24 protein-coding genes, 1 tRNA gene, 2 pseudogenes and 1 riboswitch are annotated in these 25,640 nt (G+C 69.2%); of the genes and pseudogenes, 10 read left to right on the top strand and 17 right to left on the bottom strand.

Annotated elements, in window-relative coordinates:
* Window positions 1–464 (bottom strand): annotated as a pseudogene (locus Q8814_RS12975) (hypothetical protein); the annotation flags it as partial.
* Window positions 465–534: 70 nt separating this feature from the next.
* On the opposite strand from Q8814_RS12975, the pseudogene Q8814_RS12970 reads away from it, so the two are divergent.
* From Q8814_RS12970 to Q8814_RS12960, 3 genes and pseudogenes are all read left to right on the top strand, one after another.
* Window positions 535–1,386: pseudogene (locus Q8814_RS12970) on the top strand (DUF3097 domain-containing protein).
* Window positions 1,387–1,439: 53 nt separating this feature from the next.
* Window positions 1,440–1,871: an NfeD family protein gene (locus tag Q8814_RS12965; RefSeq protein WP_330152432.1), complete on the top strand. Its 432-nt coding sequence runs from the start codon at window positions 1,440–1,442 to the stop codon at window positions 1,869–1,871.
* A complete protein-coding gene (locus Q8814_RS12960; protein WP_330152431.1) occupies window positions 1,872–3,125 on the top strand; it encodes an SPFH domain-containing protein in 1,254 nt (417 codons plus the stop codon).
* Between the two features lie 55 nt (window positions 3,126–3,180).
* Here the strand turns inward: Q8814_RS12960 and Q8814_RS12955 are convergent, their stop codons facing one another.
* From Q8814_RS12955 to Q8814_RS12940, 4 genes are all read right to left on the bottom strand, one after another.
* Window positions 3,181–4,191 (bottom strand): DMT family transporter, encoded by a 1,011-nt coding sequence (locus Q8814_RS12955; protein WP_330152430.1) that lies wholly within the window; start codon window positions 4,189–4,191, stop codon window positions 3,181–3,183.
* 141 nt (window positions 4,192–4,332) lie between these two features.
* Window positions 4,333–4,422, bottom strand: a riboswitch (glycine riboswitch).
* A gap of 74 nt (window positions 4,423–4,496) precedes the next feature.
* A complete protein-coding gene (locus tag Q8814_RS12950; protein ID WP_330152429.1) occupies window positions 4,497–5,012 on the bottom strand; it encodes a hypothetical protein in 516 nt (171 codons plus the stop codon).
* Window positions 5,009–5,590 (bottom strand): hypothetical protein, encoded by a 582-nt coding sequence (locus Q8814_RS12945; protein WP_330152428.1) that lies wholly within the window; start codon window positions 5,588–5,590, stop codon window positions 5,009–5,011. Before Q8814_RS12945 ends, Q8814_RS12950 begins: the two co-directional genes overlap by 4 nt.
* Window positions 5,591–5,628: 38 nt before the next feature.
* Window positions 5,629–6,330, bottom strand: coding sequence for a TVP38/TMEM64 family protein (locus Q8814_RS12940; protein WP_330152427.1), 702 nt, complete (start codon window positions 6,328–6,330; stop codon window positions 5,629–5,631).
* A 247-nt stretch (window positions 6,331–6,577) separates the two neighbouring features.
* Here Q8814_RS12940 and mutA point away from each other — a divergent pair, with 247 nt between their 5' ends.
* The 4 genes from mutA to Q8814_RS12920 are packed head-to-tail and all read left to right on the top strand — an operon-like array spanning window position 6,578 to window position 12,439.
* On the top strand, window positions 6,578–8,446 hold the full coding sequence (gene mutA / locus Q8814_RS12935) for a methylmalonyl-CoA mutase small subunit (RefSeq protein WP_330152426.1): 1,869 nt from the start codon (window positions 6,578–6,580) through the stop codon (window positions 8,444–8,446).
* Window positions 8,447–10,693, top strand: coding sequence for a methylmalonyl-CoA mutase (scpA, locus tag Q8814_RS12930; protein ID WP_330152425.1), 2,247 nt, complete (start codon window positions 8,447–8,449; stop codon window positions 10,691–10,693).
* A 7-nt stretch (window positions 10,694–10,700) separates the two neighbouring features.
* On the top strand, window positions 10,701–11,741 hold the full coding sequence (gene meaB, locus Q8814_RS12925; RefSeq protein ID WP_330152424.1) for a methylmalonyl Co-A mutase-associated GTPase MeaB: 1,041 nt from the start codon (window positions 10,701–10,703) through the stop codon (window positions 11,739–11,741).
* The gene (locus Q8814_RS12920) at window positions 11,738–12,439 is read left to right on the top strand and encodes a lysoplasmalogenase (RefSeq protein WP_330152423.1); all 702 of its coding nucleotides are present in this window, start codon (window positions 11,738–11,740) and stop codon (window positions 12,437–12,439) included. Before meaB ends, Q8814_RS12920 begins: the two co-directional genes overlap by 4 nt.
* 13 nt (window positions 12,440–12,452) lie before the next feature.
* Here Q8814_RS12920 and Q8814_RS12915 read toward each other — a convergent pair whose 3' ends face one another.
* The 7 genes from Q8814_RS12915 to Q8814_RS12885 form a co-directional block, all read right to left on the bottom strand.
* Complete coding sequence (locus tag Q8814_RS12915) at window positions 12,453–13,037, bottom strand: hypothetical protein (RefSeq protein ID WP_330152422.1); 585 nt, start codon at window positions 13,035–13,037, stop codon at window positions 12,453–12,455.
* Between the two features lie 170 nt (window positions 13,038–13,207).
* Window positions 13,208–13,807, bottom strand: a complete 600-nt coding sequence (locus Q8814_RS12910; protein WP_330152421.1) for a hypothetical protein — start codon at window positions 13,805–13,807, stop codon at window positions 13,208–13,210.
* A 75-nt stretch (window positions 13,808–13,882) separates the two neighbouring features.
* On the bottom strand, window positions 13,883–14,842 hold the full coding sequence (locus Q8814_RS12905) for a sulfite exporter TauE/SafE family protein (RefSeq protein WP_330152420.1): 960 nt from the start codon (window positions 14,840–14,842) through the stop codon (window positions 13,883–13,885).
* 315 nt (window positions 14,843–15,157) lie between these two features.
* On the bottom strand, window positions 15,158–16,402 hold the full coding sequence (locus Q8814_RS12900) for a saccharopine dehydrogenase family protein (RefSeq protein WP_330152419.1): 1,245 nt from the start codon (window positions 16,400–16,402) through the stop codon (window positions 15,158–15,160).
* Window positions 16,403–16,411: 9 nt separating this feature from the next.
* Window positions 16,412–16,801 (bottom strand): DUF2784 domain-containing protein, encoded by a 390-nt coding sequence (locus Q8814_RS12895; protein ID WP_330152418.1) that lies wholly within the window; start codon window positions 16,799–16,801, stop codon window positions 16,412–16,414.
* Window positions 16,802–16,851: 50 nt separating this feature from the next.
* Window positions 16,852–17,217, bottom strand: coding sequence for a universal stress protein (locus tag Q8814_RS12890; protein ID WP_330152417.1), 366 nt, complete (start codon window positions 17,215–17,217; stop codon window positions 16,852–16,854).
* 145 nt (window positions 17,218–17,362) lie between these two features.
* Entirely contained in the window at window positions 17,363–18,850 is a 1,488-nt protein-coding gene (locus tag Q8814_RS12885) for an SDR family NAD(P)-dependent oxidoreductase (protein ID WP_330152416.1), read from the bottom strand.
* A 96-nt stretch (window positions 18,851–18,946) separates the two neighbouring features.
* Here Q8814_RS12885 and Q8814_RS12880 point away from each other — a divergent pair, with 96 nt between their 5' ends.
* Entirely contained in the window at window positions 18,947–19,189 is a 243-nt protein-coding gene (locus Q8814_RS12880) for a hypothetical protein (RefSeq protein ID WP_330152415.1), read from the top strand.
* An 83-nt stretch (window positions 19,190–19,272) separates the two neighbouring features.
* Here Q8814_RS12880 and Q8814_RS12875 read toward each other — a convergent pair.
* Window positions 19,273–19,358: transfer RNA gene (locus Q8814_RS12875), tRNA-Leu, on the bottom strand.
* Window positions 19,359–19,476: 118 nt separating this feature from the next.
* Here Q8814_RS12875 and Q8814_RS12870 point away from each other — a divergent pair.
* Together Q8814_RS12870 and Q8814_RS12865 are read left to right on the top strand one after the other, a co-directional pair.
* Window positions 19,477–20,829: a M20/M25/M40 family metallo-hydrolase gene (locus tag Q8814_RS12870; RefSeq protein WP_330152414.1), complete on the top strand. Its 1,353-nt coding sequence runs from the start codon at window positions 19,477–19,479 to the stop codon at window positions 20,827–20,829.
* Between the two features lie 30 nt (window positions 20,830–20,859).
* On the top strand, window positions 20,860–21,402 hold the full coding sequence (locus Q8814_RS12865) for a YbhB/YbcL family Raf kinase inhibitor-like protein (protein WP_330152413.1): 543 nt from the start codon (window positions 20,860–20,862) through the stop codon (window positions 21,400–21,402).
* A gap of 56 nt (window positions 21,403–21,458) precedes the next feature.
* On the opposite strand, the gene Q8814_RS12860 is transcribed toward Q8814_RS12865, so the two are convergent.
* The 4 genes from Q8814_RS12860 to Q8814_RS12845 form a co-directional block, all read right to left on the bottom strand.
* Entirely contained in the window at window positions 21,459–23,264 is a 1,806-nt protein-coding gene (locus Q8814_RS12860) for a lipase family protein (protein ID WP_330152412.1), read from the bottom strand.
* Between the two features lie 234 nt (window positions 23,265–23,498).
* A complete protein-coding gene (locus Q8814_RS12855; RefSeq protein ID WP_330152411.1) occupies window positions 23,499–24,566 on the bottom strand; it encodes a quinone-dependent dihydroorotate dehydrogenase in 1,068 nt (355 codons plus the stop codon).
* Between the two features lie 42 nt (window positions 24,567–24,608).
* Window positions 24,609–24,863 carry a DUF5703 family protein gene (locus tag Q8814_RS12850; RefSeq protein WP_330152410.1) on the bottom strand — a complete coding sequence of 85 codons (255 nt, stop codon included), beginning with the start codon at window positions 24,861–24,863 and terminating at the stop codon, window positions 24,609–24,611.
* Window positions 24,864–24,866: 3 nt separating this feature from the next.
* A partial coding sequence (locus Q8814_RS12845; protein WP_330152409.1) for an NHL repeat-containing protein occupies window positions 24,867–25,640 on the bottom strand: 774 nt, incomplete at its 5' end.

Below are 25,640 nucleotides of genomic sequence, written 5' to 3'. Positions count from 1 at the left end.
GAGTACTCGACCGCACCCAGGCCGGGGACGCCGTCGTCCGCGGGGATCTCGTCGACTCCGAACACCGCCCACCGCAACACATCCGGGCCCTCGACCACGGGAACCAGGCCGATCCCGGTGGTGCCGGGCGCGCCCACCAGTACTCCCTCGCCGGCGGCGAGTGCCGCCGCGGCGAACGGGGTGCCGGCGGGAAGACCGCGCACGTCACCGGGTGCGGGCAGCACGAGCCGCAAACTCGCCGCACCCGACGGATCCGCGCGGCGAACGGTGGCCAGCACCACCGCTGCGCCGTCCGTGACGCCGGCGTCCGGCAGCCCGGTGCGCCCGGCGACGACCGGGTCCGATGCGGACACCAGATGCATCGGTGCCCACCCGTGCAGGGCATCGATCACGTCATCGGGAGATGCGTGTCCGGACAGCCACGAACCGGCCCACACCGTCAGGGTCAGACTGGGGGACGTCACCGGGAAAGCATACGGGCCACCCGGCGTGGCGGACCGTGCCCGGCGCGGTGCTCGCCTAGCGTCTTCGTGCGTGAGTTCACGAGACATCTACGGCGGCGACATCTTCGCCGGACACAGTCGCACCCGCCGCGCGGCCGTCCCCGAGTTGCCCGCGGACAAGGATCTGGTGGTCGAGGACGCCGCGTCGGGGTAGTGCGGTGCGGTCGTCGGGTTCGAACGCACCTACGACGGCGATTTCGTGCGATTGGAGGACGGCCGCGGCCGGACGCGGTTGTTCGCGATGCGGCCCGCGGCGTTCCTCGTCGACGGCAAGCCGATCACGCTGGTACGGCCGCAGGCCCGCCCCGCGCCGGCGCCGGCGCGGTCCGCGTCGGGATCGGTCCGGGTCGAGGGATTGAGGGCCCGCGTCGCGCGCGGCAGCCGCATCTGGGTCGAGGGCGTCCACGACGCGGCGCTCGTCGAACGGGTGTGGGGACACGATCTGCGGGTCGAGGGGGTGGTCGTCGAGCAGCTCGAGGGCCTGGACAATCTCGCCGCGCGTCTGGCCGAGTTCGAGCCGGGACCGGGACGGCGCGTCGGCGTGCTCGTCGATCATCTGGTGACCGGGTCGAAGGAGGAGCGGCTCACCGCGAATCTCGGGCCGCACGTGATGGTCACGGGCCACCCGTTCATCGATGTGTGGCAGGCGGTGCGCCCGGCCGTGGTGGAAATCGACGCGTGGCCGACGATCCCCCGGGGGCAGGACTGGAAAACCGGGGTGTGCCGGGAACTGGGCTGGGGTTCGCCGCAGGACGGGTGGCGGCGCATCTACGGTGCCGTAACGAAGTTCCGTGATCTCGAGGCGCCGCTGATCGGTGCGGTGGAGCGGTTGGTCGATTTCGTCACCGAACCCGACGAAGACGGGTCCGGCGCGCACGGCTGAGGCCTCGACCAGGAGTTCTGCGGCATGTGTCCGAATTGTGTCAGGATGGCGCTGTGACGGCATTGATATGGCTGATCGCCGGCGTCGCGCTGGCGGCCGCCGAAGCCCTGACCGGAGACTTCGTGCTGTTGATGTTGGGTGGTGCCGCGCTGGCGACGGCCGGTGTCTCGGCCGCCACCGATCTGCCGGTCTGGGCCGATGCGGTGGTGTTCGCCCTGGCGTCGCTGGTGCTGATGCTGGGGGTGCGTCCCGCGTTGCGGCGCCGCTATTCGGGCCCGCCGGCACTGCCGATGGGCGTCGAGGCGTTGCCGGGCAAGCAGGCTCTGGTGCTCGAGGAGGTCCATGCCCAGGCCGGTCGCGTGAAGATCGGCGGTGAGGTGTGGACGGCCCGTCCCCTGGACGAGACCGAGAAGTACGAAGCAGGTTCGACCGTGACCGTGATGCAGATCGACGGCGCGACCGCCGTCGTATGGAGAGGCCCGTAGATGGAAGCGCTGATCGTCCTCGCCGTGGTAGTGGCACTCGTCGTGATAATCGTGGTCAAGTCGGTGGCACTCGTGCCGCAGGCCGAGGCCGCGGTGATCGAGCGGCTGGGCCGCTACTACCGGACGGTGTCCGGCCAGCTCACGTTCCTGGTGCCGTTCGTGGACCGCATCCGCGCCAAGGTGGACCTGCGCGAGCGCGTGGTCTCGTTCCCGCCGCAACCGGTGATCACGCAGGACAACCTGACTCTGAGCATCGACACCGTGGTGTATTTCCAGGTGACCAACCCGCAGGCCGCGGTGTACGAGATCAGCAACTACATCGCCGCGGTCGAGCAGCTGACCGTGACGACCCTGCGCAACGTGGTCGGCGGCATGACCTTGGAAGAGACCCTCACCTCCCGCGACTCGATCAACGGACAGTTGCGCGGGGTGCTGGACGAGGCCACGGGCCGCTGGGGATTGCGGGTCGCCCGCGTGGAACTCAAGAGCATCGATCCGCCGCCGTCGATCCAGGAGTCGATGGAGAAGCAGATGAAGGCCGACCGCGAGAAGCGGGCGATGATCCTCACGGCCGAGGGCCATCGGGAATCGTCGATCAAAACCGCCGAGGGCGACAAGCAATCCCGGATTCTGTCGGCCGAGGGCGCCAAGCAGGCGGCGATCCTCGAAGCGGAGGCGGCTCGGCAGTCCACGATCCTGCGCGCGCAGGGTGATCGCGCCGCCAAATACCTCGAGGCGCAGGGCGAGGCCAAGGCCATCGAGAAGGTGTTCGCGGCGATCAAGTCCGGCAAACCGACGCCCGAACTGCTCGCCTACCAGTATCTGCAGACCCTGCCGCAGATGGCCCAGGGCGACGCGAACAAGGTATGGCTGGTGCCCAGCGACTTCGGTGACGCCCTGAAGGGATTCGCTCGCACGCTCGGTGCGCCCGGCGAGGACGGGGTGTTCCGGTTCGAGCCGACTCCGGTCGAGGAGAACCTGCAGCGGCCCGAGGAGGACACCGCGGAGGTCGAGGACTGGTTCGCGACCAAGCGCGACCCGGAGGTCGCGCAGGCTGTCGCCGAAGCCGAGGCCGTGGCGCGCAAACCGGTCGATCCGGCCGTCCGGACCCCCATGGGCAGGGAGGAAGCCGGCACCGAGGGTGCGGGGGAGGAGTCCCCGGCACTGCCCTCGCCTCCGGCCGCACCGGGTGGCTGGATGCCGACCGCGGCATCCGATCCCACGTCCGGACGGCAGGATCCGCAGCAGCGGTGACACGCTCGGTGGGATCCGCCGGTCCGGCATGATCGGCGGCACCGCGGGCGGGCCGCTACCGGGAGCGCAGCGCCCCGGACTTCCGGCGACCGGCCAGCACGGGCAGCGCCATCGCGGCGACGATGAGCCCGGCGCCGAGCACGGCCAGGAGCGAGACGGACTCGGTGAAGACGACCGCACCGAGGGCCAGCGCCACGACCACCTCGAAGTAGGAGAGCCCCGAGAGTTCGGCGGCGCGCAGATGCTTGCCGGCGACGACCAGCAGGCCGAGGGCGAGCAGTCCGCACACGACGAAGAACCCTGCCGCCCACGCCCAGTGGACCGCGGTCATGCCGGACAGGTCGGGACGGGTCACGACGACCATGGCGCCCGTTCCCACGGCGCCGAAGGTGAAGGTCCAGAAACTGCGCACGTCGGCGGGCATGTCGGAGCGGTACCGGTAGCACAGCAGCGCGGCCCCGTAGAACACGCCCGACGCCACTCCGAGCACGGTGCCCAGGGTTTCCTGATCGCCGCCCGCGGACGGAGCGCCCCCGATCAGGCCGGCAGCGAGCAGCATTCCGAGAAAACCGGCCCCCAGTGACAGCGCGTCGAGGCGGGTGACCGATTCGCGGAGCAGCAATCGTGCCAGTACCGTCGCCACGACCGGCCCGAGGTAGTGCAGTGCCACTGCGCGCGAGAGGTCGGTGAGCACGGTCGCGGACAGATAGGTGGCCAGCGACAACCCCAGAAAGATGCCGCCGAGCACGATCGACCAGGACAGCCGGATCCGGCGCAGTCGTCCGAGACGGCGGGAAACCGCCAGCAACACCAGCATTCCCAACGCGCCGACGAGCATGCGACCGAGCGTGAGGGCTTCACCGAGTACCGCACCGGCCGGGGTGGCCATCCGGCCGAACAGCCCGGCGGTGCCCATCGCCGCCGCGGAGATCACGATGGCGGCGACACCCAGACGCCGGTTCGGTCCGGCGGGCGCAGTGCGGGCGAGGGGCTCGGGCAGGACGGTGCCGGGAACCGGGTGTGCGGTGGGATGCACGCGCAACGGCGTGCCGACGGAAACGGCCACGGAACTTCCTCCGGACAGGGGTGCGCTACGCACCTACGGGTGATTTCTCCCCGCTCTGTCATGGGAACCTGAGAGCTTTCGCGGATCGGAGACCCGCTTACACCGTCGGTGAACCCCGCAGGGTTGCTTTCCAGAGGAGCCTCGCCGGCGACGGTCCGGGGTGCCTGAGAGATTCCCGGGGAGGTTGCTCCTTCGGCGCCCGCTACCGCGGGACTCTCCCGTCGCGGTTCGGTGGCATATTCAGTTACGGCGGCTAAGTATGCCATGCCGGGCGCGGGATTTGTCTCCGGCGCGCCCGACCGGCCTCAGGTGATGAGCGCGTGGCCCACACCGCACACGGCCACCGCCCAGAGCACGGAGGTGGACGTGCCGATGATGAACTGTTCGGACGCCTGCGCTTCTCGCAGTTCGGGATAGCGCGCAAGACCCTTGACGGCCATGATCACCGCGATCCCTTCCGGCCATCCGCCCAGGATCGACGCCGTGACCGCGCCCCGCTCGAGCACACCGATGACGCGTCCTCCGCGTAGTGGGCCCGGCGGGGGCGTGGGGGCCGGTCCCGCGTCGGGTTGCCGGCGGGCGATCCGGAACGCGGCGAGTACGGCAGGGCCACCACCGGTGATGGCTGCCGCGGCGGTCAGCACGAGTGTGGCGCCGAGCGCGAAACCGTGGGCCGGGTCCGTTGCGGTGGCGGCCAGGGCCGCGCCCCCCAGCGCGGCGGTGGTGAGGGTGGCCCCGAGCGGGGCGGGTATCCGCGGATGCAGGCCCAGGACGGGGGCAACGGCCGCGACGGCGAGGCACACCAATGAGACGACGATCAAGGATCGGCCCTTTCCAGGAGGCGGCGGGCAAGGTCACGTCCGACGAGTTCGGCCTGCCACCCGGCTGCCTGCAGCCGCTGCGACACGGCCTGCTTGCTGATGCCGAGTTCCTCGGCGACCTCGGCCTGCGACAGGCCGGTGCGGGAGAGTGCGACGGCCTCGTGTCCGTGTGCGGAGCGGCGCAGCACGACGGTCGCGAGCAGGGTGAGGGCCGCGTCGGCGTCGGTCGCGGTGGGGGTGTCGGCGCCCTCGACGGCGATACGGCCGATTGCGTTCTTGGCGCGGTCGACGGCGCGGCGGGCGTGCTCGAAGGCCGGTCCGCGCCCGGCGCGGGTCTGGTCCGGAAGCGGCATCTCGACACGGCCGATCCCGATGCCGATGCTCCAGCGTGCGCGCCGGAGCAATTCCAGGGAGAGGTCGACGACAGCGTCCGCGTCGTCGGTGACGGCCTGGACCTCGTCGCCGGCGGTGCGTTCGAAGGGCCGGGTCAGCCGGGGATCGCGCAGGTCGGCGAGGAGATCCGCGACACGGTCGACGTCGCGGCGGCTGCCGCGTTGGTCGACCGTCAGCACATACACTCATCAAGGATGGGGCCTTGACTGTAGAAAATCAAGCCTCAAGGCTTGTCGAGTGGGTGCGGTTCCGGATCGACCACCGCGTCCAACGCCGACCCCGCGGGCTGGGGGAGTCGCGCCTCGAGGAGCAGACCGCCGACTCCGAGGACGATGCACAGCGCCGTCACCACCATCAATGCGGGATTGGTCTGCCCGGTGAGCACGTCGCCGAGCAGCACCACGGCAACCGTGCCCGGCAGGATCCCCACGATGGTGGCCAGGGTGTACGGCACCAGTCGCACCGAGGACACCGCGCAACAACAGTTCACGACGAAGAACGGGGCCGCCGCGATCAGCCGCAACGAGCCGACGGCCAGCCAGCCGCGCCGGGCAAGCCGCAGATCGATGGCCTTTGCCGCCGGATGGGTCAGATGAGACGCCACGAGACCGCGGCCGACGGCGCGCACCAGCAGGAAGGCGAGCACCGCGCTCACCGTGGTCGCCGCGAGCGTCACCGCGATTCCGACGGCGCTGCCGAACAGCACACCGGCGCTGAGCGTGAACACCGTCCGCGGAATCGGGCTGATCGTGGTCAGGGCGTGCACCGCGAAGAACGCGAGGATCAGGACCGGTCCGTCGACCGCCTCGGACCATGCACGGATCTGGGCGATGGACGGGTACGGAACGGCGACAGCGGCCAATGCCAGCGCGGCCAGCAGAACGAGGATGCCGACGACCCTGCGGTCCTTGAAGATCCTCGTCACGGGGTGTCAGCCTACCCGTACAGGGACGGATCCCTCGATGTAGACAACTTTTCTGCAGGTGACATCGAATACCGGAAGGTCATCCGTATATCGAGCGTTAGTCAAATTGTGGTGATCCCCATAATACTTCTCGGGGGTGGGCGGCTAGCATCACAGCGACATCGGCTTAGGGTGTGCGAGGCGAAACGCCCGAAGGCCGACCAGGCCGCCCGAGAGTCTGCACACCCCGCAGTAGGAGGAACCGCACGTGTCATTAGCTGCAGAAGCCGAGGACGCCGCGCGCGCATACGCGCAGTGGCAGGATGCGGTCGCGGGGGTGCTGGCCAAGTCCCGCCGCGTCGATCCGTCGGAGCTCGGCCCCGAGCCGCAACGCCTGCTCGAAACCACCACCTACGACGACGTCACCGTCTCGCCGCTCTACAGCGGACGCGACGAACTCGCCGAAGCGCCGCTGCCCGGACAGTTCCCGTTCGTGCGGGGCAGCTCGGCCACCCGCGACGTCAACACCGGATGGCTCGTCAGCGCCCGGTACGCCGACTCCGACCCCGCAGGGCTCAACGAGAAGATCCTCGGCGCCCTCGAAAACGGTGTCAGCGCGCTGTGGCTCGCCGTCGGCGACGGTGCCCTGGCCCCCGACGCGCTGCCCGCCGCGCTGAACGGCGTGCTCGTCGACCTCGCACCGCTGACCCTCGACGCCGGCGCGGACACCGTGGCCGCCACCGACATCCTCTACGCGCTGCTCGATGCGCGCACCGACATCGCCGACCGCACCGCCGTGCGCGTGGGGCTCGGCGCGGCACCGCTCACCGGCGCCTTCTCCGGTCGCGCCGATGTCACCCTCGCCCAGGCGGTCGACCTCGCGCGCGCCGCCGCGGAACGCACCGAGACCGTGCGGGCCATCACCGTCGACGGCACCGCCTTCCACAACGCCGGTGCCTCCGACGCCGAAGAACTCGGCGCCGCGATCGCTGCCGGACTGGACTACCTGCGCGAACTCGCCACCGCCGGTGTCGCCACGGCCCGGGCACTCGGTCAGCTCGAGTTCCGGTTCGCCGCGACCGACGACCAGTTCCAGACCATCGCCAAGTTCCGCGCCGGCCGCCGGCTGTGGGCGCGTATCGCGCAGGTGGCCGGGGCTGCCGACGCCGGCAATGCCCCGCAGCACGCGGTCACCTCCGAAGCGATGATGACCCAGCGCGACCCGTGGGTGAACATGCTCCGCACCACCCTCGCCGCGTTCGGTGCGGGTGTGGGCGGCGCGGACGCCGTGACCGTGCTGCCGTTCGACGCGGCGCTGCCCAAGGGTGCGCTCGGGGTGTCCGAGGGGTTCGCCGCCCGCATCGCCCGCAACACCCAGCTGCTGCTCCTCGAAGAGTCCAACCTGGGCCGCGTTCTCGATCCGGGTGCCGGGTCCTGGTACGTCGAGGACCTCACCGACCGGATCGCCGAGAAGGCCTGGGAGTTCTTCCAGCAGATCGAAACCGCCGGTGGTTACCGCGCGGCCCTCGACGCAGGCGTGATCGCCGACCGGATCGCCGCCACCCGGGCGCGCCGCGAATCCGATATTGCACACCGCAAGACCGCGGTCACCGGTGTCAACGAATTCCCCAACCTCAACGATCCGCCGCTGCCCGTCGGGGTGGCCGAGACGGGAGCCGTCGCGGCGCGGTATGCAGCGCCGTTCGAGGCGCTGCGCGACCGCTCCGACGTGTACTTCGTCTCGCAGGGCTCTCGCCCGAAGGTGCTGCTCGCCCCGCTCGGCCCGATCGCCGAGCACAACGTGCGCACCACGTTCGCCGCCAACCTGCTCGCCGCGGGCGGTATCGAGGCGATCAACCCCGGCCCCCTCGACCTCGCCGGCGACGCGGTCGCCACCGCGGTGGGCGAGTCCGGGACGAGCGTCGCGGTGCTGTGTGGCACCGATGCGCGCTACGGCGAGCACGCCGGAGCGGCCACCGCCGCCCTCCGCGAGGCCGGTATCACCACCGTGCTGCTCGCCGGACCGGAGAAGGCCGTGGGCGACGTGCAGGGCGACGCCCGACCCGACGGCTACCTCACCGCACGCATCGACGCGGTCGCCGCGCTGACCGACCTGCTCAACACCCTGGGAGCGTAAGTGAGTATCGAACACACGATCGGCAGCTTCGCCGACGTCCCGCTGACCGACCCGGCGTCGCCGGCCCCGGACGCTCCCACCGCGGAGCAGGCCGCTGCCCTCGTCGACTCCGTCGCCGCCGCCAACAACTACACCGTCGACGACGTGGTGTGGTCCACCCCCGAGGGCATCGACGTCAAGCCGGTGTACACCAAGGCAGATCGTGATGCGGTCGTCGCCGAGGGATACCCGCTCGACAGCTACCCGGGTCTCGCCCCGTTCGTGCGCGGGCCGTACCCGACGATGTACGTCAATCAGCCGTGGACCATCCGGCAGTACGCCGGCTTCTCCACCGCCGCCGAGTCCAACGCCTTCTACCGCCGCAACCTCGCCGCGGGCCAGAAGGGGCTGTCGGTCGCCTTCGACCTCGCGACCCACCGCGGCTACGACTCCGATCATCCGCGCGTGCAGGGCGACGTCGGTATGGCCGGTGTCGCGATCGACTCGATCCTCGACATGCGGCAGCTCTTCGACGGCATCGACCTGTCGCAGGTGTCGGTGTCGATGACCATGAACGGCGCGGTGCTGCCGATTCTCGCGCTCTACGTCGTCGCCGCCGAGGAACAGGGTGTCAAGCCCGAGCAGCTGGCCGGAACCATTCAGAACGACATTCTGAAAGAGTTCATGGTTCGCAACACCTACATCTACCCGCCGAAACCGTCGATGCGGATCATCTCCGACATCTTCGCGTACACCAGCACGAAGATGCCGCGGTTCAACTCGATCTCCATCTCCGGCTACCACATCCAGGAAGCCGGCGCGACCGCCGACCTCGAGCTGGCCTACACGCTCGCCGACGGCATCGAATACATCCGCGCCGGCCTCGACGCGGGCATGGACATCGACAAGTTCGCCCCGCGCCTGTCGTTCTTCTGGGCGATCGGCATGAACTTCTTCATGGAGGTCGCCAAGCTGCGGGCCGGCCGCCTGCTGTGGAGCGAACTCGTCGAGAAGTTCGGGCCGAAGAACGCCAAGTCGCTGTCGCTGCGGACCCACTCGCAGACCTCCGGCTGGTCGCTCACCGCGCAGGACGTCTACAACAACGTCGCGCGCACCTGCGTCGAGGCGATGGCCGCGACCCAGGGCCACACCCAGTCGCTGCACACCAACGCCCTCGACGAGGCGCTCGCGCTGCCGACGGATTTCTCCGCCCGCATCGCCCGCAACACCCAGCTGCTGCTGCAGCAGGAATCGGGCACCACCCGGCCGATCGACCCGTGGGGCGGCTCGCACTACGTCGAGTGGCTCACCCACGAACTCGCCAACCGGGCCCGTGCGCACATCGCGGAGGTCGAGGCGGCCGGCGGCATGGCGCAGGCGATCTCCGAGGGCATCCCGAAGCTGCGCATCGAAGAGGCCGCCGCCCGCACCCAGGCCCGCATCGATTCGGGTCGTCAGCCGGTGATCGGCGTCAACAAGTACCAGGTCACCGAGGACCAGGAGATCGAGGTCCTCAAGGTCGAGAATTCGCGTGTGCGTGCCGAGCAGCTCGCCAAGCTCGAGCACCTGCGGGCCGATCGCGATCCCGCGGCCGTGGAGGCCGCCCTCGACGCACTGACCCGCGCCGCCGGAGCCACCGGCGCAGGCATGGAGAACAACCTGCTGGCGCTCGCGATCGACGCGGCGCGCGCGAAGGCCACCGTCGGGGAGATCTCCGACGCCCTGGAGAAGGTCTACGGACGGCACCAGGCCGAGATCCGCACGATCAGCGGCGTGTACCGGGACGAGGCCGGGAAGGCGGGCAACATCAGCACCGCAACGGAACTCGTCGAGAAGTTCGCCGAGGAGGAGGGCCGCCGGCCGCGCATCCTCGTCGCGAAGATGGGACAGGACGGTCACGACCGGGGCCAGAAGGTCATTGCCACGGCCTTCGCCGACCTCGGCTTCGACGTCGACGTGGGACCGCTGTTCCAGACCCCCGAAGAGGTCGCTCAGCAGGCGGCCGACAACGACGTGCACGTCATCGGCGTGTCGTCGTTGGCTGCGGGACACCTCACGTTGGTGCCCGCGTTGAAGGCGGCTCTCGCCGAGGTGGGTCGGGACGACATCATGATCGTGGTCGGCGGCGTCATCCCGCCCGGCGACTTCGACGAGCTGTACCAGGCCGGTGCCGCGGCGATCTTCCCTCCCGGCACCGTGATCGCCGATGCGGCGGCCGGCCTGCTCACCAAGCTGGCTGCCCAGCTCGGTCACCGTCTCGGAGACTGAGGCGGACATGAGCGACACCCCGGTCGTTGCCGTGGGCGCCCGCCGGCGTCCGGTTGATCTCGATGCCCTCGCCGAGGCCGTGCTCGGCAACGAGCGTGCGGGCCTCGCCCGGGCGATCACCCTGATCGAGTCCACTCGCGACGACCACCGGGAGCAGGCGCAACAGCTGTTGCTGCGCCTGCTCCCGCGCGCGGGCGGCGCCATCCGGGTCGGGATCACCGGTGTGCCCGGCGTCGGCAAGTCCACGTTCATCGACGCCCTCGGTATGTATCTGCTCGGCAAGGGTCATCGAGTGGCGGTGCTGGCCGTCGACCCGTCCTCGACGCGCACCGGTGGTTCCATTCTCGGCGACAAGACCCGCATGGCCCGGCTCTCCGTCGAACGCAACGCCTACATCCGGCCGTCCCCGACGGCCGGCACGCTCGGCGGGGTCGCGAAGGCAACCCGCGAGACGATGGTGTTGCTCGAGGCCGCCGGCTTCGACGTCATCCTCGTCGAAACGGTCGGTGTCGGGCAGTCCGAGGTGACCGTCGCCAACATGGTGGACTGCTTCTGTTTCCTGACTCTCGCCCGTACCGGCGACCAGCTTCAGGGCATCAAGAAGGGTGTGCTCGAGCTCGCCGATCTGGTCGCGGTGAACAAGGCCGACGGCAACCACGAGCGTGATGCCCGTGTCGCGGCCCGCGAGTTGTCCGGCGCGATGCGCATGGTGCACCCGCATGATGCGCTGTGGAAGCCGCCCGTGATCACCATGAGCGGCCTCGAGGGCAAGGGGCTGGACACGTTCTGGGACACCGTTCTCGAGCACCGCAAGGTGCTCACCGAGGCCGGGCAGTTCGAGGAGAACCGGAGCCGCCAGCAGGTGGACTGGACGTGGACGATGGTGCACGACCAGTTGCTGCGCCGCCTGGAATCGAACCCGCAGGTCAAGGCGATCCGCAGCGATGTCGAGGGGGCGGTTCGTGATGGTTCGCTCACGGCGGCGCTGGCCGCGCAACGGATCCTGAACGCGTTCGACGGCGTGGAACGCGACGGTATCGGAGGATGAGGCGCGGCGTGGCCGCGCGGGCCGCGTTCACCGTGTTCGGCGTGATCGCCGCGGTGCACCTGCTCGCGCAGCTCGTCGCCGCCGACTCTCTCGTGGGGGAGGTCAGCCAATGGCTGCTCATGCCCGCGCTCGCCCTCGGACTCCTCGCGAGCACCACGTCGCCTCGGCCGCGTCTGGTGCGGTTGACGCTGCTGGCGTTGCTGTTCTCGTGGCTGGGGGATGCCGCACCCGACCTGTTCACCGGCGACACCGCATTCCTGGTGCTCGTCGGCTTCTTCCTGTGTGCGCAACTGACGTACATCGTCGCGTTTCTGCCGTACCGCCACCACAGCGTGCGGCAGACGCGCCGGTGGGTACTCGCCGTGGCCGGAGCTGCCGTGGTCGCGCTGGTGGTCGCGTGTACCCCGGGCGCGGGTGTGCTGGTGGTGCCGGTGGCGATCTACGGGCTGTGCCTGGCAGCGATGGCGGTGCTCGCCACGGGCGTCGACCGGGCCGCGGCCGTCGGGGCCGTCCTGTTCGTCATCTCGGATGCGCTGATCGCGTTGCGGGCATTCGTGGAGGGATTCGCCCTGCCCGCCTCGGGATTCTGGGTGATGAGCACCTATATTGCGGCGCAGGCGCTGCTCGTGCTGGGCGTTCTCACCGCCGTCGCCCGGCCCCCGGTCATGCGGCACCGGGGATCCGTGCCTCCGCGCTAGCCGAACAGTTGTTTCACAGGCCGAGCAGCCGCTTCGCCGCCGCGACGGCGGCGGGTCCGTCGAGGGGCGGCTGACCGTCTCGGCCTCCACCGGTGATCGACACCGACACATCGGGCAGCTCGATCTGCGTGGCGATCACGCTCGTTCCGGCTGTCATCAACGACATGCTGTACGCGATGCCCTGGGCGGCCTCGATCGCGGTATCGGGGATCGACACCAGCCCGGGTCCGGCGGCGAGGCTCGGCGACGGGACGGTACCGGTCCCCGGTTCGAGGACGACCTCCACCGACGACGTTGCGGTCCCGCCGGCGGCGCCCGCGGGAACCTCCCAGGTGCAGTTCACGCGATCGGGGCCCGCCTTGTTCGCCGGTCCCGGTACGAGACCGTGGAGATACACGGCGATCGCCGGTGCGACGTCCTCACAGCTGGTGAAGCGGGCGAGAACACCGAGCCGGTCTGCGGCGCCCGCGGCGACGGGCGAGGCGGCGGCCCGTTCCGCCCGGACGACGGGGACGGTGTTGTCGGACGCGCAACTGCCGAGCAGCATGGTGCAGGCGAGGGCGGGCAGTGCGGCGGCAACGAAACGGTGTTGGGTCACGTGCGCATGCTAGTCACTATCCGCCGCAGGCGTGACTTTGCTCCCATGCGCGCGTCCCGCGTGACGGGCATCTCGGGGCTCCGCCGCTCACCACGGGACGGTGCGACGAGCGTTTCTCCGCCCCGAGAGCGAGGCGCGGCACCACCGCAGGGGCGCCGCGCCTCGTCGGCCTAGAGTCCCAGCAGCTGCTTGGCGACCGCTACCGACGCATCCGCGTCGAGCGAGGGATAGTTGTCCCACCGCCCACCGCTGATCGTGACCTTCACCTCGGGGAGTTCGACGGAGGTGACGGTCGCCGCGGCCACGGCGATCTCCTGCGACATCGTGTGCGCGCTTCCCCCGGCCGCCTCGATCGTGCTGTCGGGAACCACCTCGAGACCCACCGCTTCGATGGTGGCCGCATCGAGCACCTCGCCGCTGTTCGGTTCGATCATCACCTGTACCGAGCGGATCTCGCTCAGGCTCGTGACGGTGTCGGCGGTCTCCCACAGGCAGTGCACGCTGTACTCGTCGACGCCGTTCGACGCATTGGCGACGAGGCCGTCGATGTACGGAGCGACCGCCGGCTCGACGTCGTCACAGCTCGAGAACTGCGACCGGATATCTGCGCCGAGCTCGGCGCCGGCGTACGCGGCGTCGAGATCGTCGGAGACTTCGGACGAGGAGTCGGAGGCGGCCGCCGCGGGCGCGTCTTCGTCGGATGCGCAGGCGCCGAGGAGCAGTGCGCAGGCAAGCGCAGCGGGCAGGGCAGCAAGGTGGTGTCGGTTCACGCGCCGTATGGTAGCCAGTCGCGAAAACAGCGTTGATCTTGGTATGGGCGATATGTCCGAACCGGGGACGGCCGTCTACGGTGTACGGTCCGCGGTGGGCACCGCGTTCTTCTCCTGCAGCACCGGTGGGACCGCGGTCCCGAGTTCCTCGAGCCTGCCCGCGGTCTCGGCGCGGGTGAGACGCGAACGCTTCCACGAGATCGTGAGCAACGCAGTCCAACCGGCTGTGATCAACAGGTAGAGCACCGCCACGCCGGCGCCGGGCATATCGAGCGCGTCGAAGAGTTTCTGCGCATTGGTGAGCACGATGATGCCGCCCACCGCGGTACCCAGCAGTGTGGCGGGCACCCGGCTGACCAGCCACGCCGCGAGGGGGGCGGCGAGCGCGCCGCCGAGCGCCAGTCCGGCGACGATGACGAGATTGCCGAGCGACTCACGACCCAGCCCGAGGACGAATCCGGCGCTCGCGGCGACCGCGACGAGGAACTCGGAGGCGCTGACCGAGCCGATCACCGTGCGCGGAGCCGTCTTTCCGCGGGAAAGCAGGGTGCTGGTGGTGATGGGTCCCCAGCCCCCGCCGCCGCTCGCGTCGATGAACCCGCCGAAGAAGCCCAGCGGGGAGAGGAACCGGGCGGTGTGCGGCGACGTGCGTGCCTGGGCGACGGCCGGCGGACGAACCGAGAACCGCAGTGCCACATACAATCCGATGCCCAGCAGGATCGCGGCCGTCACCGGGGTGGCCGCCTCGGTGGAAAGACCCGACAGGACGGTCGCACCCAGGAACGCGCCGATCGCGCCCGGCACACCGAGGCGTACCACGACCTTCCAGTCGATGTTCCGGAACCGCCAGTGCGCCGCACCGGATACCAGCGTGGTGCCGACCTCGGCGAGGTGCACGGCAGCGCTGGCATGGGCCGCACCGACCCCGCTGAAGATCAGCAATGTGGTGGCCGTGACGCCGAACGCCATCCCCAGGGCGCCGTCCACGAGTTGGGCGCCGACTCCGACAAGGGTGAAGATAAGCAAATTGAGCATGCAACTAGCTCCGAACGACTGGAAGTGACCGAGAACGAATCGTCAGAGCGGCGCGAAACCGCTCAGCAAAACACCTCGGTACAACACGCACAGTCGAAGCACGCGCCACGACGAGTGGGCCAGAACGGCATCAGCGCAAGCCGGGTGGCCGGAGCCGCCTCGATGCTCGTCGCGTACACGTTGCCCATCTTTCGTCGAGATCCCGCCGTGGTCTACGGCGACCGGTCGAGCATAGCCCGTTCGGGGCGGGCCCCACACTCGGACGCCCCGGAGTGTCGCAAACGAGCACTCCGGGACGACCGGGAACAGAAAGGGTCAGGGCAGCCGACGCGTGGAGATGTCGAATCCGGCGGCGCGGAGCCGTTCGCTCAGCACATCACCGAACGCCACCGCCGGGGTCAGGACGCCCCCGCCGGGGTGCAACGCGGCACCACCGACGGCGAGGGAGAGTGCCGACTCGGCGAGCATCACGGCGGTGGCCTTGTAGCCGGGATCGCCCTGCGCCGCGACCGTGGCGCTGTAGCGCGCACCGGACTCGGTCGTCGTGTACAGATCGACCCGGAAGTGCCCGCGTTCACGGGTCTTCTCCGAGGGCCCCTCACCCGGTGCCGGCAGCACCTTGTCGAGAACGAACCGCGTTGGTGGAAACGACAGCCCGGCCACCAGTGCTCCCGACCCGGCGGCGACCGCACCCGCCAGGACGGCCGACAACGCGGACGAGCCGACGTTCATCACCTCCCGGTACCGGAACCGCGACCCGTATGCCCAGCCGGTGAGCGCATTGCTGCGCCGCACCACCCGGGTGTTGTACGAGGCCATCACGAACGGCGCTTTCCAGCCCGACAGTTCCGGCGCGATCGACTTGCCGTCCACGACAGCGAAGTCGTTCTGGCGACCCAGGTCCGGTTCCCGATTCGGATTGGGGGAGAGCGAATAGGGCCGGACGGCGATCCGGCGCGCCGCCGAGTCCTTGCGGATCGCGTCGAGCTGCAGGCGCAGCGAGTCGATCGTGCCGCCGCTGACGCCGCCGCGCATCGAGGTCAGGACGAACGTCGTGTCCGTGAGGGGACCCGCGTCGTCGGCCTGCGCCGCGCGGTGCAGCGCATGCACTCCCAGATCCGAAGGGATGGAATCGAACCCGCACGAGTGCACGATCCGGGCACCGGTGCGCCGGGCGATGTCGTCGAACCGGTCGATGCTCTCGCGGTGGAAGAGCACCTCCCCGGTGAGGTCGACATAATCGGTGCCGGCCTCGGCGCATGCCTGCACGAGGGGCAGACCGTACTTCGCGTAGGGCCCGACGGTGCTGATCACCACGCGGGTTGCGGCGGCCATCGCGGCCAGCGACTCCGGATCGCCGGAGTCGGCTTCGATCACGGTCCACTGCGCCGCGTCGTCGCCGAGTTCGGACCGCACCGATTCGAGGCGAGCGCGGGAGCGTCCGGCGAGCCCGACGGTGACGCCGCCGGGTAGGTGCGCGGCCAGGTAGGCGGCCGTGAGTCGGCCGACGAAGCCGGTCGCGCCGTAGACGACGATGTCGAGTTCGCGGGAGGCAGTCATACCGACACCCTACTGTCGGGTAAGTCCGGGCGCGAGGTTCCGCCGACCGCGGCGGTGTCGCAGCCACAACCCGATCCACGAACCCACCACGCACAACAGGACCAGGGCGCGGACCAGTCCGATCGCGGATTCGGGGTAGATCACCCCGGTGAGGTAGTGGTCGATGAAGCCGCTGGGTGGCAATCCCGCGACCCCGGCCTGCCGGCGGGCCCAGTTCTCCACCGTCGTCAAGGGGCAGTCGAACCCGACGATCACCGACGCACCGCCCCACACCACCGCCGGCACGTGCGCGAGGATCGTCCGCGGCCAGTGCCACGTGAGGAACCCACCGAACGTCACGTACAGCACGAAGAGCAGGTGCGTCAGCGCCGTAGCGTCCGCCAGCACCCGATACGTCATGGGACCCAGGATAGGTCCGGATCAGCGCCGCGGGGCGCTGCGACGACTCCTCACGCGGGGGTCTTGACGACCAGGACCGGCACCGGAGCCTCGATGAGCAGACGCTCCAGAAGGAACTTGCCGACCGCGTTCCTGCCGCGGCTCCCCACGACCAGGCGTTCGGCGCCGCTGCCCGCGACCAGATCGATCAGGGCGCCGGTCGGGTCGCCGTCGTGCACGGCGGTGCGCAGTTCCCAGCCGTCGTCGCCGAGCACGCTGCCCACCGTCGCGCGGACCGCCTCCACATCGGACGCGGAAGCGTCGTCGAGCACGTGCAGCACCAGGAGCGGCTGCTGCCGATCGGTGGCTTCGCGAGCACCGGCGGTCAGCGCGGCCCGTCCTTCCGGAGTATCGGTATGGACCACGGCGACAGGCATGATTCTCCTCCTCGTGAAAAGCGGGACGTCACCATCCAGTATCGCGGGCATCGGCCGCGTTCAGCAGCTCCGGACGCTGTGGAACCCGTCTCCACCAGCGGTTTCCTGTCGTGTGGATCTCAGCGGACCGGCCGGAAGCGGCTGGTCACCAGGATGCCGGACGGTAGTCCTTGAGGAAACATCCGTACAGATCGGTACCGGCCTCGCCCTGCACGATCGGATCGTAGACACGCGCCGCACCGTCGACGAGATCCAGCGGCGCGTGGAACCCCTCCTCGGCGAGCCGGACCTTCGTGTGGTGCGGTCGCTCGTCGGTGATCCAGCCGGTGTCCACCGCCGTCATGAGGATGCCGTCGGCGAGCATCTCCTCGGCGGAGGTGCGGGTGAGCATGTTGAGGGCGGCCTTGGCCATGTTGGTGTGCGGATGCCCCGGCCCCTTGTAGCGACGGCCCGCGAACTGGCCTTCCATCGCGGAGACGTTGACGATGTACTTGCGCCGGGCCGACGCTGCGGCCATGGCCGGGCGCAGCCGGTTCACCAGAATGAACGGCGCCACCGAATTGCACAGCTGTACCTCGAGCAACTCGAGCGGTTCGACCTGACCGACCGTCTGCACCCAGCTGTTGGTGTGCACCAGATCCGGCAGCAACCCGCCCGCGTCCACCGCGATTCCGGCGGCGACGCGCTCCGGCGTGGCGGAGCCGGCCACCAGCGCCAGGGCCGTCACCGACTCCGGGGTCAGGGTGTGCGCGCTCAGTTCGGTGGGCAGCGACCCGGTCAATGCCGCCGGATGCGCATCGGAGGGCTTACCGAAGGTCAGCACGTCCGGCCGAGGTCCCGCCGGCAACGCCCCCGATTCGGCGTCGGCGAGCGCCGAATACGCGCCGGGGGAGCGGCGCACCGTCTGCGCCGCATTGTTGATCAGGATGTCCAGCGGACCCTGGGCGGCCACATCGTCGGCGAGCGCCACCACCTGCGCGGGATCGCGCAGGTCGATACCGACGATCCGCAGCCGGTGCAGCCAGTCGGCGCTGTCCTCCATCGCCGAGAAGCGGCGGATCGCGTCGTTGGGAAACCGCGTGGTGATCGTGGTGTGCGCGCCGTCGCGCAGCAACCGCAGCGCGATGTACATGCCGATCTTCGCGCGGCCACCGGTCAGCAGCGCCCGGCGTCCGGTCAGATCGGTACGGGCATCCCGTTTCGCGTGACTCTCCGCCGCACACGTCGGGCACAGCTGGTGATAGAACGCGTCGACGCGGGTGTACTTTTCCTTGCAGATGTAGCAGTTGCGCGGCCGGAGCAGCGTGCCCGCGCTGGCGCCCTTCGCGTTCGACGTCAACGCGATGCCGGCCGTTTCGTCGTCGATGCGGGTCGGGGAACCCGTCGCGGTCGCCGCGATGACCTCGCGATCCGCCTCGGCCTTCTTGCTGCGCGAGTCGAGTCGGCGCTTCCGCTTGAACTTCTTGAACATGTGCCCGACGGCGCGCTGCACGGTGAGCGCATCGGGATCGTCGGCGTCGAGTTCGGCGGCGAGGTCGAGAACCCTGAGACAGGTTTCGAGATCGCTGGGATCGATGCGGCCGGACCCGACGAGGTCGGTGTCCGCGGCCAAGGTGTCGCTGTGGGGGGTCATGTGCCTTTTCCGGTGTCCGTGCTGTAGCAATGATGGTATCGGGCGGGGTACCTGCGCCCGGCATCCCATGAGCAACGGCACCTTCCCGGAGGAACGATGAGCCCGAACACGCCCACCCGGTCACGGACGAAGAAGAAATTCGCCGAGCTCGCCCCGTGGCAGCAAGCGCTCGTCCTGGCGCTCGCAAGCACGCAACTGGCGCTGGCGGCGACGGCCTGGGCAGATCTGGCCACCCGACCCGCGGAGAAGGTCAACGGCAGCAAGTTGCGGTGGGCTCTGACCATCGCCGTGAACTTCATCGGGCCGATCCAGTACTTCCGCAAGGGCCGCCGCGACTGAGCGCCCGGTACGCCGATGGCGCGATCTGTCGGATACGAGTAAGGCCCCGAACCGAAATCGGTTCGGGGCCTTACTCATTGGAGTGTCCGAGGGGGGACTTGAACCCCCACGTCCGTTAATAGGACACTAGCACCTCAAGCTAGCGCGTCTGCCATTCCGCCACTCGGACTCGATGCTCACGCCCACTCCGGCGGGCGCTGTGAAAGACTAACGCACCACGCCGCTGCACCCAAATCGCTGTCCCTACCTGCGCTGATTCACCGGCCCCCCAGTGGTAGACATGCACTATGTCCTCCCTGGATCCCACACACCAGCCGTCCCGCGCGGAAAACGAGGTCGTCGACCTGGTCTCCCGGCTCATCCGCTTCGACACCTCCAACACCGGCGACCTCGCGACCACCCGGGGGGAACGGGAATGCGCGGAATGGGTCGCCGGGCAACTCCACGAGGTCGGCTACGACACCGAATACGTCGAATCGGGGGCACCCGGCCGAGGAAACCTCTTCGCCCGCTTACCCGGCGCCGACCCCAGCCGCGGCGCCCTCATGCTGCACGGCCACCTCGACGTCGTCCCCGCCGAACCGGCCGACTGGAGCGTGCACCCCTTCTCCGGCGCCGTGGAGAACGGCTACGTGTGGGGTCGCGGCGCTGTCGACATGAAGGACATGGTCGGCATGATGATCGCGGTCGCCCGCTATTTCAAGGCGGAGAACATCGTCCCGCCCCGCGACCTGGTGTTCGCGTTCCTCGCCGACGAGGAAGCCGGCGGCACCTACGGCTCCCAATGGTTGGTGCAGCACCGACCGGACCTGTTCGACGGCATCACCGAAGCCGTCGGCGAGGTCGGCGGATTCTCGCTGACCGTGCCGCGCCGCGACGGCGGGGAGCGCCGCCTGTACCTCGTCGAAACCGCCGAGAAGGGCCTGTCCTGGATGCGGCTGACCGCGAACGGCCGTGCCGGTCACGGGTCCTTCCTGCACGAGGACAACGCCGTCACCGAACTCGCGCAGGCCGTCGCCCGGCTCGGCACCCACACCTTTCCCCTCGTCATTGCGGATTCGGTGGCCGAGTTCCTGGCTGTGGTGGGAGAGGAAACCGGCCTCGACTTCGACCCCGCGTCCCCGGACCTCGACGGCACCCTCGCCAAGCTCGGCTCGATCGCCCGGATCGTGGGAGCGACCCTCCGCGACACCGCCAACCCCACCATGCTCCACGCCGGGTACAAGGCCAACGTCATTCCGCAGACCGCCGAAGCCGTCGTCGACTGCCGGATCCTGCCTGGACGCCGTGCCGAATTCGAGCGGACCGTCGACGAACTCATCGGCCCGAACGTCACCCGCGAATGGATCACCAGCCTCGACTCGTACGAGACCACCTTCGACGGCGACCTCGTCGACGCGATGAACGCCGCCATCGAAGCGCACGACCCGATCGGCCGGACCGTGCCGTACATGCTCTCCGGCGGTACCGACGCGAAGGCCTTCGCCAAACTCGGCATCCGCTGCTTCGGATTCGCGCCCCTGCAACTGCCACCCGAACTCGACTTCGCGGCGCTGTTCCACGGTGTCGACGAGCGTGTCCCCATCGACGCGCTGCGCTTCGGCACGCGCGTCATGGAACACTTCCTCATGCACTCCTGAGTTTCGCACCACAACGACGAAAGGACCGGTATGGCCTTCGATTACGACCCGTACAAGTTCCTGCCCGACCTGCCCACCTTCCAGGTGACCAGTGAGGACTTCGCGGAAGGGGAGGAATGGAAGCTGCCGCAGGCCAGCGGCGCTTTCGGCATCCCCGGTGGTGGCGACATCTCGCCGCAGCTGTCGTGGAGCGGTTTCCCGGCCGAGACGAAGAGCTTCGTCGTGACCGTTTTCGATCCCGACGCGCCGACGGCGTCCGGATTCTGGCACTGGGCCGTGGCGAACATTCCGGCGACGGTGACCGAACTGCCCACCGGTGCCGGTAGCGCCGACTCGTCGGCACTGCCCGACGGGACGGTCACGCTGCGCCACGACGGCGGCGCATTCGGGTTCATCGGTGCCGCGCCGCCGGCCGGGCACGGCCACCACCGCTACATCGTCGCGGTGCACGCCCTCGACGTCGAAACCCTCGACGGAGTCACCCCCGAGTCCAGCCCGGCATTCCTCGGTTTCAACGTCTTCGGGCACGCCATCGCCCGGGGCCTGCTCACCGGCACCTACGAAGTGAAGTAGGCGCCTTCACGGCGGCGTCGGCGCCCGAGGGGTGCCGGCGCCGCCGAAGGTCGCTTTCAGGCCTCGATCATCAACACTGGCTCGACGCCTGGGCTGAGTTCGGCCGGGGTCATGCCTTTCTCGCTCAGAAACAGCAGAAGCGACGAGATGAGCGCGTGCACAGCACGCAGTTCCGTCATTTTGGCGGATTTCGGATCGCTGAACTCCTCGTGCTGCCGGATATCGGCGGCGACCTGCATCTCCGCTTCCGCGAGGCGGAACCACAGGGTGGTGTCGACCTCGAGATCGAGGAGCAGGCAGGCATACTCGATCGCAACCTCGACCAGGAGCGCGTCGGCTCCGACACGCGTAGGGGCGCCGCCCGAGCCGCCTACCAATCCGAACGTCGCAGCGGCGGTACCCGTCGACGCCAGCGAGCCGATCGTGGCGATGCCGCCGACCATGCCTCCCGGTCCGAATGCAGCCAGCGAACTGGTGGTGGCGGCCGCGCCGGCCAGGCCGGCGGTGCCTACGGCGGCAAGGCCGAGCGGGACCGCCGCGATGAGTGCCGCGCCGATCGCGATCGGAATGATGCGGCCCCACGGGACACCGCTCTTCTTCTCGCCCCGATTGCGGACTTCGTCGAGCGCCTGCGCAATCGTCTTGCCGACCTCGGAGGGGTAGCCCAAGGCGGCAGTCATGTGCGGCAACGCGTCCCGGGCCGCAGTCCCGGTATCGATGTCGTAAGGCTCGATGAGGTTGCTACGTGACAACACAGCGAGCCGGGCGACGGCCTCGCGCATTTCCCACCGTTCCGGGAGCGCAGGCAGGCGGCCGTCGAGTAGTTCGCCGACCTGCGGGGGTACGGCGCGGCCGGTGTCGCGCACGAATTGTCGCGTAGTGAAGATCAATTCGTCCTGCGCTTGGCGAAGCGCACCACGGTATCGTGCGGCCAGGTTTTGATCCTTGATGTTCGCCGCGACCGCGTGGGCGAAGTGGAGGGTGAGCAGGTTGTTCGCATCGTCATCCGACATTCGCACACTGAGATGCACCGACACCGGCACAAGGTCTTTCGATGGAGAGAGGACCTCACCGATCAATTGTGCAACCGCGGTGTGCTCGAGGTAGCGACTGGAGTCATGCGCTCCACCGATGCCGATGACGACATCCTGGGCGGGACGGAAGACGGTAGCCAGACCGCGGCCTCCGGTGACGACATCGCCCGGGTCGAGGACGTTGGTCCAATCGTCCACGCGCGAGTACGGGAACTTGCGGGACACGCGGTCTCCGTGGCGGTGGAGGACCGGAGAGGCTGCCGGGCTACCGATGGTGATGAAGCGACGTACCGTGATCGGAAACGGCAGGTGATCGAGCAGATCGATCGCGATGACGCTACCGAGACTGTGGGCGATGAGCACGATGTCGGTAGCGTCGGTTGGCAACTGTCCCAGGATGCACCGCAGGACCGCTCCGCGCAGACGTTCGTCGTCGATGTACCTGCTCACCTGATTCAGGTCGAACGCCGGCATACCGACCGCGAGGACCGCGGCCTGTGCGGCATGGAGGATCGGGTCGGGGACCCGATGATAGCCGAAGGTTCCGAAAGTCCGAATATCGTCGCGATCGGCGATGCTTCGCCGGATCCTTGCCTGCCGGCGATAGAATTCACGGTGCGCCGCGGTGTTGCCGGGGGACTCGGCGTTGACCGGGGGCATGTCGGCGCCCACCTTGGCGGTCGAGAGAAATGAGTGATACTGCGGAGCGATCACCCGGTCAGGGGGCACAGGATCGTACCCGGCCTCGGCCAACCCCCGATTCAGGCCTGCCAGCCATCCTCGATTGGGATCGCCGTCTCCGATTCCGTGCAGAAATACAACTTTCACGCGCGCCCTTCCCGATGTGGTCCCCGAAGACGCTTGAGACTAGCGGCATAGTCGGACAATCCGCTCGAACAGGGCACTCTGACCGGGTCCGCGTCTCGAGACGTGGGGCTGTGTCCAGGCCTCGGACGGACAGGTAACGGATCCCGGCGCGGAATACGTCGCTTTATCGGCCACCTGGAGTTGAGCTGGCATCGCGGCCTGCGACCGATTCGGTCGCTCGGCCACGCACGGCGATCAGCGAGCGGCGGCGCCGACCGCCTCGGCGATCGACGAATACCCCGACGCCCGCAGCTTGCGCGCGATGCCCTTGTTGATCCGACGCGCCCAGAACGGGCCGCCGTAGATGAAGCCGGTGTAGCCCTGCACCAGCGATGCCCCCGCCAGAATCCGTTCCCAGGCCTGCTCGGGAGTTTCGATCCCGCCCACGGAGATGAGCGTCAATCGATCACCGACGCGGGCGTAGAGCCGACGCAGCACCTCCAGCGACCGGTCGGCGACCGGTGCCCCGGACAGGCCACCGGCACCGATCTCCTCGATGCGTGCCGGATCGGTGCGCAGACCGTCGCGGCGGATGGTGGTGTTGGTCGCGACGATGCCCGCCAACCTCAATTCGACGGCCAGATCCGCCACCGCATCGACGTCGGCGTCGGACAGATCGGGGGCGATCTTCACCAGCACCGGCACGGACACGGTGTCGAGTACCGCGGCCAGCAGCGGCCGCAACGATTCGACGGCCTGCAGGTCTCGCAGGCCCGGAGTGTTGGGGGAGGACACGTTGACCACGACGAAATCGGCGAGGGGGCCCAGAAGTCGCGCGCTCGCGGTGTAATCGGCGTCGGCCTCGGCGGCCGGTACGACCTTCGTCTTGCCGATGTTCGCACCGATCGGCACCGTGCGGTTGCGCTGGCGCAGATGGTTCGCGGCTTCGCCCGCGCCGTGATTGTTGAAACCCATCCGGTTCACCAGCGCCCGGTCGTCCGGCAGGCGGAACAGGCGGGGTGCCGGATTGCCCGGCTGCGCTTGCGCGGTGACCGTCCCGACCTCGGCGAATCCGAAGCCCAACGGTCCCCACACGTCGACACCGGTGGCGTCCTTGTCGAACCCGGCCGCCAACCCCACGGGCGCCGGGAACTGCACTCCGAACACGGTGTGGCGGAGCACCGGATCGTCGACCACGAGCACCTTCGACATCAGTGCCCGCAGCGGTGAGATCCAGGCCACCACGCGCATCGCCGTGAAGGCGAGGTGATGGGCCCGTTCCGGGGGCAGCAGAAACATCAGCCGAAGAAGCAAGCGGTACACGAACAACTCCCTGCAGTCCCGGACGGAGCGTCCGAGGTCGGATCAGCGAACAGTGGGCTCGGGGATGTGATGGTCGGACTTGCGGCGGCGCAGCAGCACCCGGCGGCTCCCGTCCGGATACAACCGCACCCGCGACAGTTCCCAGCCGTGGAACTCGGCCGAGATCGCCAATCGCAGCGAGGCGCTGACCCGGGAGACGTCCCGCGGCAACCGCAGCGGGACGTACTCGTAGTCGTCGTTGCTGGTGTCCCAGCCGACGGGCAACCGGGTGAACCGGCTGTATCGTTCGTTGGCCATCACTTACCCCTCGATCGGGATCCGCTGCAGTCCGTCACCGGTCGCCGACGCGATCACCAGCGCGCCATCGGCCGGATCGACGACAATCGAGTTCGGTTGCCGCACCGTCGCGAAACGGTGACGCTCCCTCGGGATCCCGGTCGACAGATCGTAGCCCACCACTTCGTTGCTGCCGGTCAAGGTCACCCACACCAGGTCCTGTGCCGCGCCGTACGCCAACCCGTACGGGGCCGGACCGGCCGGGTAACGCTGCCGCAGAATCAGCGCATCCAGCGTGTAGACGAGCAGCTCGTCGTCGCGCGTATCGGCGACGACGACGCGCCCGAACGGGTCGGTGACCAGCTGAGTCGCCCCTTCCCCGGCGCGCAGCGCGATACCGAGCCGGCCGTCCTCGAGATTGAGTTCGGTCAGCGACGTCTGCCCACGATCGAGCACCGCGACCGTATCGCCGGTCACGGCGAGCGCATCCGCCGACGCCAGGCCTTCGATGGTGGTGGCGACCTCACCGGAGGTGGGGTCCAAGATCAGGACCTGCCCCTCGGCGGTGCCGACCGCCCATCGGCCGTCGGCGAGCACCGCCGCCGACCGCGCATCCCCGTCGACCTGCACCTCCTCGAGCGCTCCGGTGTCCACGTCGACCCGGGCCACCACACCCGCCGCCGGGGCGAGAACCGCACCGTCGCCTCCACCGACCACGGTGGCCGCCGCGGCGGGTAACCGCACCTCACGGGGCGCGGCGTCGGCATCGTCGAGCAGCAGCAGGGTGTTCCCGTCGTC

The organism is Rhodococcus chondri, from assembly GCF_036327435.1.
Taxonomy (GTDB): domain Bacteria; phylum Actinomycetota; class Actinomycetes; order Mycobacteriales; family Mycobacteriaceae; genus Rhodococcus; species Rhodococcus chondri.
This window is presented reverse-complemented; position numbering and strand designations above follow the sequence as displayed.